The sequence below is a fragment of the Citrobacter tructae genome (genome assembly GCF_004684345.1).
Taxonomy (GTDB): Bacteria; Pseudomonadota; Gammaproteobacteria; order Enterobacterales; family Enterobacteriaceae; genus Citrobacter; species Citrobacter tructae.
The window spans coordinates 3959597-3975673 of the sequence record NZ_CP038469.1; the positions used below are offsets into that span (position 1 = coordinate 3959597).

The following is a 16077-nucleotide window of genomic DNA, read 5'->3' on the forward strand; positions in this document are numbered from 1 at the left end:
AACAGTATGACAGATGTAACCGTAAAAACGCTGGCTGCAGAGATACAGACCTCCGTGGATCGCCTGGTACAGCAATTTGCTGATGCAGGTATCCCAAAGTCTGCTGACGACTCTGTGTCAGCACAAGAGAAACAAACCTTACTGGCGCACCTGAACCGTGAAAACGGCTCTGCACCAGATAAGTTGACATTGCAGCGTAAAACGCGCAGTACTCTCAATATTCCTGGTACCGGTGGAAAAAGCAAATCGGTACAAATCGAAGTCCGCAAGACACGCACCTTTGTGAAACGCGATCCGCAAGAGGCTGAACGCCTTGCCGCGGAAGAGCAGGCGCAGCGTGAAGCGGAAGAGCAAGCCCGTCGTGAGGCAGAAGAAACTGCTAAACGCGAGGCGCAACAAAAAGCCGAACGTGAGGCCGCAGAACAAGCTAAACGTGAAGCCGCTGATAAAGCGAAACGTGAAGCTGCGGAAAAAGACAAAGTGAGCAATCAACAGACCGACGATATGACTAAAACCGCCCAGGCCGAAAAAGCCCGCCGTGAAAATGAAGCCGCAGAACTGAAGCGTAAAGCGGAAGAAGAAGCGCGTCGCAAGCTTGAAGAAGAAGCTCGCCGTGTGGCTGAAGAAGCCCGTCGTATGGCGGAAGAAAATGCCGGTGTTTGGGCAGAGCAAGAGAAAGCAAAAGGTGAAGAAGATAAGAGCGATTATCACGTCACCACTTCTCAGCATGCTCGCCAGGCAGAAGACGAAAACGATCGTGAAGTAGAAGGCGGCCGTGGCCGTACTCGCACCACGAAAGCAGCGCGTCCGGCGAAGAAAGGCAATAAGCACGCTGAATCTAAAGCCGATCGTGAAGAAGCGCGTGCAGCGGTTCGCGGCGGTAAAGGCGGCAAGCAGCGTAAAGGTTCTTCTCTGCAGCAGGGCTTCCAGAAGCCAGCTCAGGCTGTTAACCGTGACGTTGTGATTGGCGAAACCATCACCGTTGGTGAACTGGCGAACAAGATGGCTGTTAAAGGCTCTCAGGTCATCAAAGCGATGATGAAGCTGGGTGCGATGGCGACCATCAACCAGGTTATCGATCAGGAAACCGCACAGCTGGTTGCCGAAGAGATGGGCCACAAAGTTATCCTGCGTCGTGAAAACGAACTGGAAGAAGCAGTAATGAGCGACCGTGATACAGGTGCTGCGGCTGAAGCTCGTGCACCGGTCGTGACCATCATGGGTCACGTTGACCACGGTAAAACCTCTCTGCTGGACTACATTCGTTCAACGAAAGTGGCCTCTGGCGAAGCGGGCGGCATTACTCAGCACATCGGTGCGTACCACGTTGAAACTGACAACGGTATGATCACCTTCCTGGATACCCCGGGTCACGCCGCGTTTACCTCTATGCGTGCTCGTGGTGCTCAGGCAACGGATATCGTTGTTCTGGTTGTTGCTGCAGATGACGGCGTGATGCCGCAGACCATTGAAGCTATTCAGCACGCGAAAGCGGCGCAGGTGCCTCTGGTTGTTGCAGTGAACAAAATTGATAAGCCAGAAGCCGATCTGGATCGCGTGAAGAACGAACTGTCCCAGTACGGTGTTATGCCGGAAGAGTGGGGCGGCGAATCTCAGTTCATCCCAGTTTCTGCGAAAGCAGGTACCGGTATTGATGACCTGCTGAACGCTATCCTGCTGCAGGCTGAAGTTCTGGAACTGAAAGCGGTACGTAAAGGTATGGCGAGCGGTGCCGTAATCGAATCCTTCCTGGATAAAGGTCGTGGTCCGGTTGCAACGGTTCTGGTACGTGAAGGTACGCTGAACAAAGGCGACATCGTACTGTGTGGCTTTGAATACGGCCGTGTTCGTGCAATGCGTAACGAACTGGGTCAGGAAGTACTGGAAGCAGGTCCGTCCATTCCGGTGGAAATCTTGGGTCTGTCCGGTGTTCCGGCTGCCGGTGACGAAGTTACCGTCGTACGTGACGAGAAGAAAGCTCGTGAAGTTGCACTGTATCGTCAGGGCAAATTCCGTGAAGTTAAACTGGCTCGCCAGCAGAAATCTAAACTCGAGAACATGTTCGCTAACATGACCGAAGGCGAAGTTCACGAAGTGAACGTCGTCCTGAAAGCTGACGTTCAGGGTTCTGTCGAAGCGATCTCCGACTCCTTGCTGAAACTGTCTACTGACGAAGTTAAAGTGAAGATCATCGGTTCTGGCGTAGGTGGTATCACCGAAACCGACGCCACGCTGGCTGCGGCATCCAACGCGATTCTGGTTGGCTTCAACGTACGTGCTGATGCCTCTGCGCGTAAAGTGATTGAATCTGAAAGCCTGGATCTGCGTTACTACTCCGTCATCTATCACTTGATCGACGAAGTGAAAGCAGCGATGAGCGGCATGCTGTCTCCGGAACTGAAACAGCAGATCATTGGTCTGGCTGAAGTGCGTGACGTGTTCAAATCTCCGAAATTCGGCGCCATCGCAGGTTGTATGGTTACCGAAGGTACGATTAAACGTCACAACCCAATCCGCGTTCTGCGTGACAACGTGGTTATCTATGAAGGCGAGCTGGAATCCCTGCGCCGCTTCAAAGATGACGTTAACGAAGTCCGTAACGGCATGGAATGTGGTATCGGCGTTAAGAACTACAACGACGTTCGCGTTGGCGATATGATCGAAGTATTCGAAATCATCGAAATCAAACGTACCATCGCATAATCTTCGTTGTCTTTTGGGCTGCTGCTGTGTTGGCCGCTCAATCCATAGAAGCTTATTTGAGGTAGGCCGGGTAAGCTAAGCGCCACCCGGCAATGAAATTTAAAAAGGGGCTTATGGCCCCTTTTTTGTCTTTATTCTGGAGAATTTATTATGGCGAAAGAATTTGGTCGCCCGCAGCGCGTGGCCCAGGAGATGCAAAAAGAGATCGCACTCATCCTGCAACGCGAAATTAAAGATCCACGTGTAGGCATGATGACTACCGTGTCCGGCGTTGAGATGTCTCGTGACCTGGCGTATGCCAAAGTGTTCGTGACCTTCCTGAACGACCAGGACGAAGCTGCTGTGAAGAACGGTATTAAAGCATTGCAGGAAGCTTCTGGGTTTATCCGCTCGTTGCTGGGTAAAGCTATGCGCCTGCGTATCGTGCCGGAACTGACCTTCTTCTACGACAACTCGTTGGTCGAAGGGATGCGCATGTCTAACCTGGTGACCAGCGTGGTGAAACATGACGATGAACGTCGTGTGAATCCTGCGGACGACAGCAAGGAGGACTAATGAGTCGTCCTCGTCGTCGTGGTCGCGACATTCATGGTGTTCTGTTGCTGGATAAGCCGCAGGGCATGTCCAGCAATGACGTACTGCAAAAAGTAAAGCGCCTCTACAATGCCAACCGTGCCGGTCATACTGGCGCGCTGGATCCGCTGGCGACAGGCATGCTGCCTATCTGTCTCGGAGAAGCGACAAAGTTTTCGCAGTATCTGCTGGACTCTGACAAACGTTATCGCGTGGTTGCCCGTCTGGGCCAGCGTACTGATACCTCCGATGCCGATGGGCAAATTGTGCAGGAGCGTCCGGTGACGTTTACTCCGGAACAGCTAGCCAGTGCACTGGAGACGTTTCGTGGCGATATCGAACAAATCCCGTCGATGTACTCAGCGCTGAAGTATCAGGGTAAAAAGCTGTATGAGTATGCACGTCAGGGTATTGAAGTACCGCGTGAAGCCAGACCGATTACCGTTTACGAACTGCTGTTTATCCGTCACGAAGGTAACGAACTGGAGTTGGAAGTCCATTGCTCCAAAGGAACGTACATTCGAACGATTGTTGACGATCTGGGCGAGAAACTCGGATGTGGTGCGCATGTGACGTACCTGCGCCGTCTGACGGTCAGCAAATATCCGGTGGATCGTATGGTTACGCTGGAGCATTTGCACAGCCTGGTTGAACAGGCCGAACAGCAGAGCATTCCAGCGGCGCAACTACTTGATCCTTTGCTGATGCCAATGGACAGTCCGGCATCGGACTATCCGGTGGTTAATCTGCCTTTAACGTCATCGGTTTACTTTAAAAATGGTAATCCGGTGCGCACGTCGGGCGTACCGCTGGAAGGGCTGGTTCGCGTGACGGAAGGTGATGACGGCAAATTTATCGGCATGGGTGAGATCGACGATGAAGGTCGTGTTGCACCCCGTCGACTGGTGGTTGAGTATCCTGCATAGCGCTCTCTGTCTTGCGATAAGCAGGCGCTGCGAGTAGAATACTGCCGCTTAACGTCGCGTAAATTATTTAACAGTTCGCGCGGCGTACACTGGGATCGCTGAATTAGAGATCGGCATCCTTTCATTCTTAACACTTTGGAGTTTTAAAATGTCTCTAAGTACTGAAGCTACAGCTAAAATTGTTTCTGAGTTTGGTCGTGATGCAAACGACACCGGTTCTACCGATGTTCAGGTTGCTCTGTTGACTGCACAGATTAACCACCTGCAGGGTCACTTCTCTGAACACAAAAAAGATCACCACAGCCGTCGTGGTCTGCTGCGTATGGTTTCTCAGCGTCGTAAACTGCTCGACTACCTGAAGCGTAAAGATGTTGCACGCTACACCGCGCTGATCGAGCGTCTGGGCCTGCGTCGCTAAGTCTTTCGAGTTTCAGAAAGAGGGGGCCTTCATGGCCCCTTTTTTCCAGCAGATGGCAGCAATCCGCTGGAAACTAATGTATTGTTGCTATGAATGATCTTCCGTTGCAGAGGTTCGCGCGGCTAATGAGAGGCTTTACCCAATACGCGTGGGTTAGGGTTGTCATTAGTCGCGAGGATGCGCAGAAGATCGGGTATTAACGATGGCGTGTATAAATACGCCGTTAAAAAAAGAGAAAGGATATTATTTTGCTTAATCCGATCGTTCGTAAATTCCAGTACGGCCAACATACCGTAACGCTGGAAACCGGCATGATGGCACGTCAGGCAACTGCTGCTGTTATGGTTAGCATGGATGACACCGCGGTATTTGTTACCGTTGTTGGTCAGAAAAAAACCAAGCCGGGCCAGGATTTCTTCCCGCTGACCGTTAACTATCAGGAGCGTACCTACGCTGCTGGCCGTATCCCGGGTAGCTTCTTCCGCCGTGAAGGCCGTCCGAGTGAAGGCGAAACCCTGATCGCGCGTCTGATTGACCGCCCGGTTCGTCCGCTGTTCCCGGAAGGTTTCATTAACGAAGTTCAGGTTATTGCAACCGTCGTTTCCGTTAACCCGCAGGTTAACCCGGATATCGTGGCAATGATCGGCGCATCCGCTGCGCTGTCCCTGTCTGGCCTGCCGTTCAACGGCCCGATCGGTTCTGCCCGTGTTGGTTATATCAATGACCAGTACGTACTGAACCCGACTCAGGACGAACTGAAAGAAAGCAAACTGGACCTGGTTGTTGCCGGTACTGAAGCTGCCGTATTGATGGTTGAATCCGAAGCTGAACTGCTGAGCGAAGATCAGATGCTGGGCGCAGTGGTATTCGGTCACGAACAGCAGCAGGTTGTTATCAAAGAAATCAACGAGCTGGTTAAAGAAGCCGGCAAACCGCGTTGGGACTGGCAGCCAGAAGCCGTCAACGAAGCGCTGAATGCGCGCGTTGCTGCGCTGGCAGAATCTCGTCTGAGCGATGCTTACCGCATCACCGACAAGCAAGAGCGTTATGCTCAGGTTGACGTGATCAAATCTGAAACCATCGCTACGCTGGTTGCAGAAGATGAAACTCTGGACGCTAACGAACTGGGTGAAATCCTGCACGCTATCGAGAAAAACGTTGTTCGTAGCCGTGTACTGGCAGGTGAGCCGCGCATCGATGGCCGTGAAAAAGACATGATCCGTGGTCTGGACGTGCGTACAGGCGTACTGCCGCGTACTCACGGTTCCGCACTGTTCACCCGTGGTGAAACTCAGGCGCTGGTCACTGCGACTCTGGGCACCACCCGTGATGCACAGAACCTCGACGAACTGATGGGCGAGCGTACTGACAACTTCCTGTTCCACTACAACTTCCCTCCGTACTGCGTAGGCGAAACTGGTATGGTCGGTTCTCCGAAGCGTCGTGAGATTGGTCACGGCCGTCTGGCGAAACGCGGCGTACTGGCAGTGATGCCGGAACTGGACAAATTCCCGTACACCGTACGTGTTGTGTCTGAAATCACCGAATCTAACGGTTCTTCTTCCATGGCTTCCGTGTGTGGTGCTTCTCTGGCACTGATGGACGCAGGCGTGCCGATTAAAGCCGCTGTTGCGGGTATCGCGATGGGCCTGGTGAAAGAAGGTGATAACTTTGTGGTTCTGTCTGACATTCTGGGTGACGAAGATCACTTGGGCGACATGGACTTTAAAGTAGCCGGTTCCCGCGATGGTATCTCTGCGCTGCAGATGGATATCAAAATCGAAGGTATCACCAAAGAGATCATGCAGGTTGCTCTGAACCAGGCTAAAGGTGCACGTCTGCACATCCTGAGCGTGATGGAACAGGCGATCAACGCGCCGCGCGGCGACATTTCTCAGTTTGCTCCGCGTATCCACACTATTAAGATCAGCCCGGACAAGATCAAAGACGTTATCGGTAAAGGCGGTTCTGTTATCCGTGCTCTGACCGAAGAAACCGGTACCACCATCGAAATCGAAGATGATGGCACTGTGAAGATCGCTGCGACCGACGGTGAAAAAGCAAAATATGCTATCCGTCGTATCGAAGAGATTACTGCAGAAATCGAAGTTGGCCGTATCTACAATGGTAAAGTGACCCGTATCGTTGACTTTGGCGCATTCGTTGCCATCGGTGGTGGTAAAGAAGGTCTGGTTCACATCTCTCAGATCGCTGACAAGCGCGTAGAGAAAGTGACCGATTACCTGCAGATGGGTCAGGAAGTACCGGTTAAAGTTCTGGAAGTTGATCGCCAGGGCCGCGTCCGTCTGAGCATTAAAGAAGCAACTGAGCAGTCTCAGCCAGAAGCTACGCCGGAAGCACCGGCAAGCCAGGGCGAGTAAGGTTGCCATTGCCCTCCGCGTGAGCGGGGGGCCTTTAACCCGGCAGGAAGCCTTGTTAGCAACCGGGGAACAGGACGTTCATTCAATCGTTGTCTTCGGGAGTGGGAAATGAAGCCTTTTTTGCGCTGGTGTTTCGTTGCGACAGCACTCACGCTGGCTGGATGCAGTAATTCCGCCTGGCGTAAGAGTGAAGTCCTCGCAGTACCACTGCAACCGACTTTGCAGCAGGAAGTGATTCTGGCACGTATGGAACAAATTCTTGCCAGTCGGGCTTTAACCGATGACGAACGCGCACAGCTTTTATATGAGCGCGGAGTGTTGTATGATAGTCTCGGTCTGAGGGCACTAGCGCGAAATGATTTTTCACAAGCGTTGGCAATCCGACCAGATATGCCTGAAGTATTCAATTACTTAGGTATATATTTAACGCAGGCAGGCAATTTTGATGCTGCCTATGAAGCGTTTGATTCTGTACTTGAGCTTGATCCAACTTACAACTACGCGCACTTAAATCGCGGTATCGCATTGTATTACGGCGGTCGCGACAAGTTAGCGCAAGATGATCTGCTAGCGTTTTATCAAGACGATCCCAATGATCCATTCCGTAGTCTGTGGCTTTATCTTGCCGAGCAGAAGCTCGATGAGAAGCAGGCTAAAGAGGCGTTAATACAGCGCTTCGAGAAATCGGATAAAGAGCAATGGGGATGGAACATTGTCGAGTTCTACCTGGGCAACATTAGCGAAGCAACGCTGATGGAACGCCTGAAGGCGGACGCAACGGATAACACCTCGCTCGCTGAGCATCTCAGTGAAACCAACTTCTATTTAGGTAAGTACTACCTAAGTCTGGGGGATTTGGACAACGCTACGGCATTGTTCAAACTGGCGGTGGCTAACAACGTTCATAACTTTGTTGAGCACCGATACGCATTGTTGGAATTATCGCTCCTGGGCCAGGACCAAGATGACCTGGCAGAATCGGACCAGCAATAGCTGACGTACACATCAGCCCGTAATCTTTTTTGATTGCCATCACCTTCACCGGTGAGGGCGTTGTTGTTCGTTAATACACCTACTTTGAGCCGGTTCACACTTTTCAATGAAAATTGCAGATCAATTTCATGATGAGTTATGTAGACTGGCCGCCATTAATTTTGAGGCACACGTACTACATGGCTGAATTCGAAACCACTTTTGCAGATCTGGGCCTGAAGGCTCCTATCCTTGAAGCCCTTAACGATCTGGGTTACGAAAAACCATCTCCAATCCAGGCAGAGTGCATTCCGCATCTGCTGGGCGGTCGCGATGTTCTGGGTATGGCCCAGACCGGTAGCGGCAAAACTGCAGCGTTCTCCTTACCGCTGCTCAACAATCTTGATCCTGAGCTGAAGGCACCTCAGATTCTGGTGCTGGCACCGACCCGCGAACTGGCGGTTCAGGTTGCAGAAGCCATGACGGATTTCTCTAAACACATGCACGGCGTGAACGTGGTAGCCCTTTACGGCGGCCAGCGTTATGACGTGCAATTACGTGCCCTGCGTCAGGGCCCGCAGATCGTCGTCGGTACGCCGGGTCGTCTGCTGGATCACCTGAAGCGCGGTACCCTGAACCTCTCTAAACTGAGCGGTTTAGTGCTGGACGAAGCCGATGAAATGCTGCGTATGGGCTTCATCGAAGACGTTGAAACGATTATGGCGCAGATCCCAGAAGGTCATCAGACTGCTCTGTTCTCTGCAACCATGCCGGAAGCGATCCGTCGTATTACCCGCCGCTTTATGAAAGAGCCGCAGGAAGTACGTATTCAGTCCAGCGTAACCACGCGTCCTGACATCAGCCAGAGCTACTGGACTGTCTGGGGCATGCGTAAAAATGAAGCGCTGGTGCGTTTCCTGGAAGCAGAAGATTTTGACGCGGCGATTATCTTCGTTCGTACCAAAAATGCGACCCTGGAAGTGGCAGAAGCGCTGGAGCGTAGCGGTTACAGCAGCGCCGCACTGAACGGCGACATGAACCAGTCACTGCGTGAGCAGACTCTGGAACGTCTGAAAGATGGTCGTCTGGATATTCTGATTGCGACCGACGTTGCGGCCCGTGGCCTGGACGTTGAACGTATCAGCCTGGTTGTAAACTATGATATCCCGATGGATTCCGAGTCTTACGTTCACCGTATCGGCCGTACCGGTCGTGCGGGTCGTGCTGGTCGTGCTCTGCTGTTCGTTGAGAACCGCGAGCGTCGTCTGCTGCGTAACATCGAACGCACTATGAAGCTGACCATTCCGGAAGTCGAACTGCCGAACGCAGATCTGCTGGGCAAACGCCGTCTGGAAAAATTCGCCGCAAAAGTACAGCAGCAGCTGGAAAGCAGCGATCTGGATCAGTACCGTGCTCTGCTGGCGAAAATGCAGCCGGAAGAAGAGCTGGATATCGAAACTCTGGCCGCAGCACTGCTGAAAATGGCTCAGGGCGAACGTCCGCTGATCCTGCCGCCAGATGCACCGATGCGTCCGAAGCGTGAATTCCGTGACCGTGATGAACGTGCTCCGCGTGGCGATCGTAACGATCGTGGCCCACGTGGCGACCGTCCGGAGCGTGGTGGTGAAGATCGTCCGCGTCGTGAACGTCGTGACGTTGGCGATATGCAGCTGTACCGCATTGAAGTGGGCCGTGATGACGGTGTTGAAGTTCGTCATATCGTTGGCGCGATCGCTAACGAAGGCGACATCAGCAGCCGTTACATCGGTAACATCAAGCTGTTCGGTACGCACTCCACCATCGAACTGCCGAAAGGTATGCCGGGCGACGTGCTGCAGCACTTTACCCGTACTCGCATCCTGAACAAGCCGATGAACATGCAGCTGGTTGGCGATGCAGTACCGCACACCGGTGGCGAGCGTCGTGGCGGTGGTCGTTTCAGCGGTGAGCGTCGTGAAGGCGGCCGTGGTGAAAATCGTGGTAACAGCACTGAGCGTCGTGAAGGTGGTCGTGGTGATGGTCGTCGTTTCAGCGGCGAACGTCGTGAAGGCAGCCGTGCTCCGCGTCGTGATGATGCTTCCGCTCCGCGCCGTGATGACTCCGCAGGTCGTCGTCGTTTCGGCGGTGACGCATAAGCCAAATGGCTTAAAAGCGTAAAGTAAAATATACAGCCCCGATCTTAACAATCGGGGCTTTTTTTATTTCTTTTGTACTCGTGTACTGGTACAGTGCAACACATTAAAATGCAGTAGCAAAATAATTCACTGGAGAGACGGCCAAATGGCAACACTAACCACCACCCAAACGTCACCTTCGCTGCTCGGCGGCGTAGTGATTATCGGCGGCACCATTATTGGCGCAGGGATGTTTTCCCTGCCAGTGGTCATGTCCGGGGCGTGGTTTTTCTGGTCAATGGCGGCACTGATCTTTACCTGGTTCTGCATGCTGCACTCCGGGCTGATGATCCTCGAGGCTAACCTCAATTATCGTATCGGTTCGAGCTTCGACACCATCACCAAAGATCTGCTGGGTAAAGGCTGGAACGTTGTTAACGGCATCTCGATTGCGTTCGTCCTGTATATCCTGACCTACGCATATATTTCAGCCAGTGGTTCGATCCTACATCACACCTTCTCTGAGATGTCGCTGAACGTTCCTGCGCGAGCGGCAGGGTTTGGTTTTGCGCTGCTGGTGGCTTTTGTCGTGTGGTTGAGTACCAAAGCGGTGAGCCGCATGACGGCAATCGTGCTGGGTGCGAAGGTGATTACCTTCTTCTTAACTTTCGGTAGCCTGATGGGGCACGTTTCCCCAACCACGCTCTTTAACGTCGCGGAAAGCAATGCCTCATATACGCCGTATCTGCTGATGACGCTGCCGTTCTGCCTTGCTTCATTTGGTTACCACGGTAATGTTCCGAGCCTGATGAAGTACTACGGCAAAGATCCGAAGACCATCGTGAAGTGCCTGGTATACGGCACGCTGCTGGCGTTGGTGTTGTACACGGTATGGTTGCTGGGGACGATGGGCAATATCCCACGACCGGAATTTATTGGCATTGCGCAGCAGGGCGGTAACATTGATGTACTGGTACAGGCACTGAGCGGTGTGCTGAACAGCCGCAGTCTGGATCTGCTGCTGGTGGTGTTCTCCAACTTTGCGGTGGCGAGCTCGTTCCTTGGCGTGACGCTGGGCCTGTTCGACTATCTGGCGGATCTGTTTGGTTTTGATGACTCAGCGATGGGGCGTTTGAAAACCGCTTTGCTGACCTTTGTTCCACCGATTATCGGTGGTCTGCTGTGGCCGAACGGCTTCCTGTACGCCATTGGCTATGCAGGACTCGCGGCAACCATCTGGGCGGCCATTGTTCCGGCGCTGCTGGCCCGTAAATCCCGCGAGCGTTTTGGTAGCCCGAAATTCCGTGTCTGGGGTGGCAAGCCGATGATTGCTCTGATCCTGGTCTTCGGTATTAGCAACGCGGTTATCCATATCCTGTCGAGTGTTAATTTGTTGCCGGTATACCAGTAAAAATAATGCCCGGTAAGCTATGCTTACCGGGCAAAAAGATTACCCCACTAACTCTTCTTTCACCTGCATCGCCAGGTCAAACGAATGCAGGCGTGCCTGATGGTCAAAGATCTGCCCGTTAACCATAATTTCATCGGCCTGGGTTTCACGCAGAATTGATTCTAGTCCGTGGCGCACTTTCGCTTTATCACCCACCAGCGACATGCTTAACGCCTGCTGCACGCCATACTGCTCGGATGCCGACCACAGCTGATGCACATTCTCTACCGGCGGAGGGAGTTGCCCAGTTTCGCCCCGACGCAGTTTCATAAACGCCTGCTGCATTGAGGTGAAGAGAAACTCAGCGTCGCGATTGCTGTCGGCAGCGATGATATTGATACACACCATCGCATACGGTGTGGTCAGACGTGCGGAGGGTTTGAACTGGGTGCGATAGAGATGTAGCGCCTGGTGCAGCATATCCGGTGCAAAGTGTGAGGCGAAGGCAAACGGCAGGCCAAGCTGGGCTGCCAGCTGTGCACTGTACAAACTGGAGCCTAACAGCCAGACCGGGATTTGCTCGCCATAGCCGGGAACCGGGCGCACGTGGGGATTTGGGTCTCGAGCGTCAAACCAGTCTATTAGCTCTGTCACATCGCGGGGGAAGTTATCAATATCCCCACTCATATGGCGACGCAGTGCGCGCATGGTGGGTTGATCGCTGCCCGGCGCACGACCCAACCCGAGATCAATACGTCCCGGATACAGTGTATTCAGCGTGCCGAACTGCTCAGCAATCACCAGTGGGGAATGGTTTGGGAGCATGACTCCACCGGATCCCAGATGCAGTGTGGTGGTATTGGCCGCCAGGAAGCCTAACAGCACCGAGGTTGCCGCGCTGGCGATGCCGGTCATATTGTGATGTTCAGCCAGCCAGTAGCGATGATAGCCGCAATTTTCCGCCAGTTGGGCGAGATCAAGAGAGTGTGAGAAGGCTTGCTTTGCGCTGGATCCTTCGGGGATCGGCGCTAGATCGAGCACCGAGAACGGAATGGTTTTGTCAGTCATAACGGCTCACTTTGTTACCGATTAATCTTTTAATATTGCATTAAAGATTAGCGAATGTTGTTAACAAAGTGAGCTATTAATCACATCTGCAGTTCCAGACCTGCCAGCCGTTTCCAGTAGCCGTTGCAGTCACTGTGGGCGGCAAGCGGTAACGGGGCACTGCCATTCTCGTTGGCACGGAAGGCATCCAACATGGCGAATGTCTCAGTTCCCAGCGGGGAAAGGCGCACAATATCAACCAGCCCCTGCATGGACGTCAGCTCGTTACCGAGGTTGTAGACATAGCCGCTCATGGTCTGAATACCGTTGAGGACAAACACCTGCTGATTCTCTTGCGACAAGACATCACGCCCGTTGGGATATTTGATGCAGCAGGTTTCGCACTCGTCTTTAGGCTTATCTTCGGAGCGTGCGGTAAAGCAGCGGGCAGAGTAGGCCAGCGGCAAATGCCCGTAGCTCAGAACTTCGGTTTCAAACTGGTCACGAATACCCAGTTCGTCACACTGGTTGAGCAGGTTCACCAACCAGTCGCGCGACAACTCAACCGGCATACACCAGCGCACCATGCCTTGCTTGAGCAGAATACGCAGTGTGACGGCGTTGTAGCAGTTGAGCGCGTGCCCGGCGACGAACGGCAGCTTACGCTCGGCGCACATATTCACCACGCCGAGATCGCTGGCTTCCAGCAGGAAGTCACCGTTTTCTACATAGCGCTTCAGCTCTCCCAATTCAGAGGAGGCCTGCACCAGAGCCAGCGTGGACAGAACCACCTGCTTACCGCTACCGGCGAGGGACTTTGCCATATCGATCCAGTCACCCACTTTGGTCGCACGGCGTTTGCTGCATACCGCTTCGCCAAGATAGATAACGTCGGCATGACTGGTCGCAGCCTGCTGGTAAAAATCTTCCAGCGTTTCTTTCGACCAGTAGTAGAGCACTGGCCCTAATGAATATTTCATTGCTTTTCTCACTGCCATTTACGGTGATACGCGCCAAGCGTGGTTTGTGTGCCTTCCGACATCGATCCGAGCGTTTCCATCCAGGCCGGTTGTGGCGCGTAGTTCTGCGGATCGGCCATGCAGCGGTCGATAGCCTGACGCCAGACTTTCGCCACCTGACTTACGTAAGCCGGGCTACGCTGGCGACCTTCGATTTTCACTGAGGCAATATTGGCGGCCAGCAGTTCTGGCAGCAGTTCGAGTGTATTCAGGCTGGTGGGTTCTTCCAGCGCGTGGTAGCGCTCGCCATCCACCAGATAACGCCCTTTACACAGCGTTGGATACCCGGCGTTTTCGCCATCCTGGTAGCGGTCAATCAGCACCTCGTTCAGGCGAGATTCCAGACCCTGCGCGGTCTGCTGCCAGCGTACGAAGCGGGCAGGGGAGCAAGCACCGACGGTGTTGGGAGATTCGCCCGTCAGGTAAGACGAAAGATAGCAGCGGCCTTCCGCCATAATGCACAGGCTGCCGAAGGCAAACACTTCTAATGGAACCGGCGTCACGCGCGCGAGTTGTTTCACCTGATGAATGGACAGCACGCGCGGCAGTACCACGCGCGCGACGTCAAAATTACGGTGATAAAAATTTACCGCCTCTTCATTGGTTGCCGATGCTTGAACAGAGACATGGCGCTCAATATGCGGATAGCGTTCTGCTGCATACTCAAGCATGGCGAGATCGGCGAGGATCAGTGCATCCGCACCCAGTTGTGCCGCCATATCCACAGCACGTTGCCAGCGAGCGTAACCATCCGGGTGGGCAAAAGTGTTAATGGCGATGTGCAGTTTACGGCGATGCTGATGGACGAAACTCACCGCTTCCTGCAATTTTTTCTCGGTAAAATTAAGGCCGGCGAAATGGCGGGCGTTGGTATCATCTTTTAGCCCGATGTATACAGCATCAGCGCCGTTCTCGATGGCCGCCTTAAGCGCCGGGAGATTTCCGGCAGGGCAGAGCAGCTCCATAATTTATCCTGAAAGTTACGCCGCCTGGGCGCAAAAATGTTAACGAAGAGGGATTTTAGTTAACCTTGCTGAGACAATTTTTGATTTGAGGCAGTTAAAGTTGTATTGGTGTCACCAATAAAGAGGTAACAATTTCGTATCGAATTGTTGATTTATGCCGCTATGTCGTTTATTTGATATGGCAAAATAACAGGACTATAGAAACAGGGAGTAAAGCTCGTGTTGGATAAACTGCGTTCACGCTTAGTACATTTTGGTCCTTCTCTGATGAGTGTACCGGTTAAACTGACGCCCTTTACGCTCAAGCGCCAGGTACTGGAACAGGTTCTGAGCTGGCAATTTCGCCAGGCGCTGGCCGATGGGGAACTAGAGTTTCTCGAAGGTCGCTGGTTGAGCATAAATGTTCGTGATATTGGTCTCAGATGGTATACCTCTGTTGAGAACGACAAACTTATCGTCAGTCAGAACGCAGACGCTGATGTGAGTTTTAGCGCAGACGCCAGTGATTTATTGATGATTGCCGCGCGTAAGCAGGATCCGGATACGCTTTTCTTCCAGCGTCGACTGGTCATTGAAGGCGATACAGAATTAGGGCTACATGTGAAAAATCTGATGGACGCCATCGAACTGGAGCAGATGCCGAAAGCATTGCGCGTTATGCTGCTGCAACTGGCGGACTTTGTTGAGGCGGGTATGAAACATTCGCCAGAAACCAAACAGACCTCGGTAGGTGAACCATGCTGATTCGAGTTGAAATTCCCATTGATGCCCCTGGTATTGATGCGCTGCTGCGCCGCTCCTTTGAGAGCGATGCGGAAGCTAAGTTAGTGCATGACCTGCGTGAAGACGGTTTTCTAACGCTGGGCCTGGTTGCCACCGATGACGAAGGTCAGGTGGTAGGCTACGTCGCGTTCAGCCCCGTTGATGTGCAAGGTGAAGATCTGCAATGGGTCGGTATGGCGCCGTTAGCCGTAGATGAAAACTACCGTGGACAGGGGCTGGCGCGCCAGTTGGTCTACGAAGGGCTGGATTCGCTGAACGAGTTTGGGTATGCCGCAGTGGTGACGCTGGGCGATCCGGCACTGTACAGTCGCTTTGGCTTTGAGCTGGCCGCCCACCACGATCTGCATTGCCGCTGGCCGGGCACTGAAAGTGCGTTCCAGGTGCATCGGCTGGCGGAAGATGCGCTGGAGGGCGTGGCTGGTCTGGTGGAATACCACGACCACTTTAACCGCTTTTAAGCGTCGGGGTTTGCAGGCCACTCAGTAGTGCCTCAAACCCTTCACCTTCGACAAGACGCTCTTTCTCACGCTTTGTGAGCTGTTTGACTCGATATTCTACGCGCAGGGCCAGCGACCGATCGCCGACCTGCGCGGCAAATGCCAGGGTTAATTCCCCCTTCCCACGCAAGGCTTTAGCGCCTTTTCCGCTCTGATGTTGCTTATAGCGGCGCTGCACATCGGTGGTGATTCCGGTGTACAGAGCGTTGTTTTCGGTACGGATCAGATACAGATACCAGGATGTCATCATTGTCTTCAGCGTGTTACGTTTCAGACGCCCAGTATAAGA

The 16077-nt window shown here is 53.2% G+C and carries 15 protein-coding genes; 11 read left to right on the forward strand and 4 right to left on the reverse strand.

Annotated elements, in window-relative coordinates:
- The first annotated feature begins 6 nt into the window (after positions 1-6).
- The 9 genes from infB (at position 7) to mtr (ending at position 11498) form a co-directional block, all read left to right on the forward strand.
- Complete coding sequence (gene infB / locus E4Z61_RS19690; protein ID WP_135324181.1) at positions 7-2703, forward strand: translation initiation factor IF-2; 2697 nt, start codon at positions 7-9, stop codon at positions 2701-2703.
- A 150-nt stretch (positions 2704-2853) separates the two neighbouring features.
- Positions 2854-3258 (forward strand): 30S ribosome-binding factor RbfA, encoded by a 405-nt coding sequence (gene rbfA, locus E4Z61_RS19695; RefSeq protein ID WP_003024988.1) that lies wholly within the window; start codon positions 2854-2856, stop codon positions 3256-3258.
- A complete protein-coding gene (gene truB, locus E4Z61_RS19700) occupies positions 3258-4202 on the forward strand; it encodes a tRNA pseudouridine(55) synthase TruB (RefSeq protein WP_135324182.1) in 945 nt (314 codons plus the stop codon). The genes rbfA and truB overlap by 1 nt, the downstream gene beginning before the upstream one ends.
- Positions 4203-4350: 148 nt before the next feature.
- Positions 4351-4620, forward strand: a complete 270-nt coding sequence (rpsO, locus tag E4Z61_RS19705; protein ID WP_096755535.1) for a 30S ribosomal protein S15 — start codon at positions 4351-4353, stop codon at positions 4618-4620.
- A gap of 248 nt (positions 4621-4868) precedes the next feature.
- Positions 4869-7001, forward strand: a complete 2133-nt coding sequence (pnp, locus tag E4Z61_RS19715) for a polyribonucleotide nucleotidyltransferase (RefSeq protein ID WP_135324183.1) — start codon at positions 4869-4871, stop codon at positions 6999-7001.
- A gap of 108 nt (positions 7002-7109) precedes the next feature.
- Entirely contained in the window at positions 7110-7994 is an 885-nt protein-coding gene (nlpI, locus tag E4Z61_RS19720) for a lipoprotein NlpI (RefSeq protein ID WP_096755537.1), read from the forward strand.
- A 106-nt stretch (positions 7995-8100) separates the two neighbouring features.
- Entirely contained in the window at positions 8101-8181 is an 81-nt protein-coding gene (gene yrbN / locus E4Z61_RS19725) for a protein YrbN (protein WP_010723222.1), read from the forward strand.
- Complete coding sequence (locus E4Z61_RS19730) at positions 8174-10108, forward strand: DEAD/DEAH family ATP-dependent RNA helicase (RefSeq protein WP_135324184.1); 1935 nt, start codon at positions 8174-8176, stop codon at positions 10106-10108. Before yrbN ends, E4Z61_RS19730 begins: the two co-directional genes overlap by 8 nt.
- 145 nt (positions 10109-10253) lie before the next feature.
- Entirely contained in the window at positions 10254-11498 is a 1245-nt protein-coding gene (gene mtr, locus E4Z61_RS19735) for a tryptophan permease (RefSeq protein ID WP_135324185.1), read from the forward strand.
- A gap of 39 nt (positions 11499-11537) precedes the next feature.
- Here the strand turns inward: mtr and E4Z61_RS19740 are convergent, their stop codons facing one another.
- The 3 genes from E4Z61_RS19740 to ubiU form a co-directional block, all read right to left on the reverse strand.
- Complete coding sequence (locus E4Z61_RS19740) at positions 11538-12545, reverse strand: luciferase-like monooxygenase (RefSeq protein WP_135324186.1); 1008 nt, start codon at positions 12543-12545, stop codon at positions 11538-11540.
- A gap of 80 nt (positions 12546-12625) precedes the next feature.
- Complete coding sequence (locus tag E4Z61_RS19745; protein ID WP_135324187.1) at positions 12626-13504, reverse strand: U32 family peptidase; 879 nt, start codon at positions 13502-13504, stop codon at positions 12626-12628.
- 8 nt (positions 13505-13512) lie between these two features.
- Complete coding sequence (gene ubiU, locus E4Z61_RS19750) at positions 13513-14508, reverse strand: ubiquinone anaerobic biosynthesis protein UbiU (RefSeq protein ID WP_135324188.1); 996 nt, start codon at positions 14506-14508, stop codon at positions 13513-13515.
- Between the two features lie 219 nt (positions 14509-14727).
- Between ubiU and ubiT the strand changes: the two genes are divergently transcribed.
- Positions 14728-15252, forward strand: coding sequence for a ubiquinone anaerobic biosynthesis accessory factor UbiT (ubiT, locus tag E4Z61_RS19755; protein ID WP_135324189.1), 525 nt, complete (start codon positions 14728-14730; stop codon positions 15250-15252).
- The gene (locus E4Z61_RS19760) at positions 15246-15749 is read left to right on the forward strand and encodes a GNAT family N-acetyltransferase (RefSeq protein ID WP_135324190.1); all 504 of its coding nucleotides are present in this window, start codon (positions 15246-15248) and stop codon (positions 15747-15749) included. The genes ubiT and E4Z61_RS19760 overlap by 7 nt, the downstream gene beginning before the upstream one ends.
- Here E4Z61_RS19760 and E4Z61_RS19765 read toward each other — a convergent pair.
- Positions 15736-16035: a GIY-YIG nuclease family protein gene (locus tag E4Z61_RS19765; RefSeq protein ID WP_135324968.1), complete on the reverse strand. Its 300-nt coding sequence runs from the start codon at positions 16033-16035 to the stop codon at positions 15736-15738. The genes E4Z61_RS19760 and E4Z61_RS19765 overlap by 14 nt on opposite strands.
- Positions 16036-16077: the final 42 nt, after the last annotated feature.

Excerpts from the sequence above, each read along its gene's own strand:
- infB (WP_135324181.1), top strand. The coding sequence starts at position 7 with ATGACAGATGTAACCGTAAAAACGCTGGCTGCAGAGATACAGACCTCC.
- rbfA (WP_003024988.1), top strand. The coding sequence starts at position 2,854 with ATGGCGAAAGAATTTGGTCGCCCGCAGCGCGTGGCCCAGGAGATGCAA.
- truB (WP_135324182.1), top strand. The coding sequence starts at position 3,258 with ATGAGTCGTCCTCGTCGTCGTGGTCGCGACATTCATGGTGTTCTGTTG.
- rpsO (WP_096755535.1), top strand. The coding sequence starts at position 4,351 with ATGTCTCTAAGTACTGAAGCTACAGCTAAAATTGTTTCTGAGTTTGGT.
- nlpI (WP_096755537.1), top strand. The coding sequence starts at position 7,110 with ATGAAGCCTTTTTTGCGCTGGTGTTTCGTTGCGACAGCACTCACGCTG.
- yrbN (WP_010723222.1), top strand. The coding sequence starts at position 8,101 with ATGAAAATTGCAGATCAATTTCATGATGAGTTATGTAGACTGGCCGCC.
- E4Z61_RS19730 (WP_135324184.1), top strand. The coding sequence starts at position 8,174 with ATGGCTGAATTCGAAACCACTTTTGCAGATCTGGGCCTGAAGGCTCCT.
- mtr (WP_135324185.1), top strand. The coding sequence starts at position 10,254 with ATGGCAACACTAACCACCACCCAAACGTCACCTTCGCTGCTCGGCGGC.
- E4Z61_RS19740 (WP_135324186.1), bottom strand. The coding sequence starts at position 12,545 with ATGACTGACAAAACCATTCCGTTCTCGGTGCTCGATCTAGCGCCGATC.
- E4Z61_RS19745 (WP_135324187.1), bottom strand. The coding sequence starts at position 13,504 with ATGAAATATTCATTAGGGCCAGTGCTCTACTACTGGTCGAAAGAAACG.
- ubiU (WP_135324188.1), bottom strand. The coding sequence starts at position 14,508 with ATGGAGCTGCTCTGCCCTGCCGGAAATCTCCCGGCGCTTAAGGCGGCC.
- E4Z61_RS19760 (WP_135324190.1), top strand. The coding sequence starts at position 15,246 with ATGCTGATTCGAGTTGAAATTCCCATTGATGCCCCTGGTATTGATGCG.
- E4Z61_RS19765 (WP_135324968.1), bottom strand. The coding sequence starts at position 16,035 with ATGACATCCTGGTATCTGTATCTGATCCGTACCGAAAACAACGCTCTG.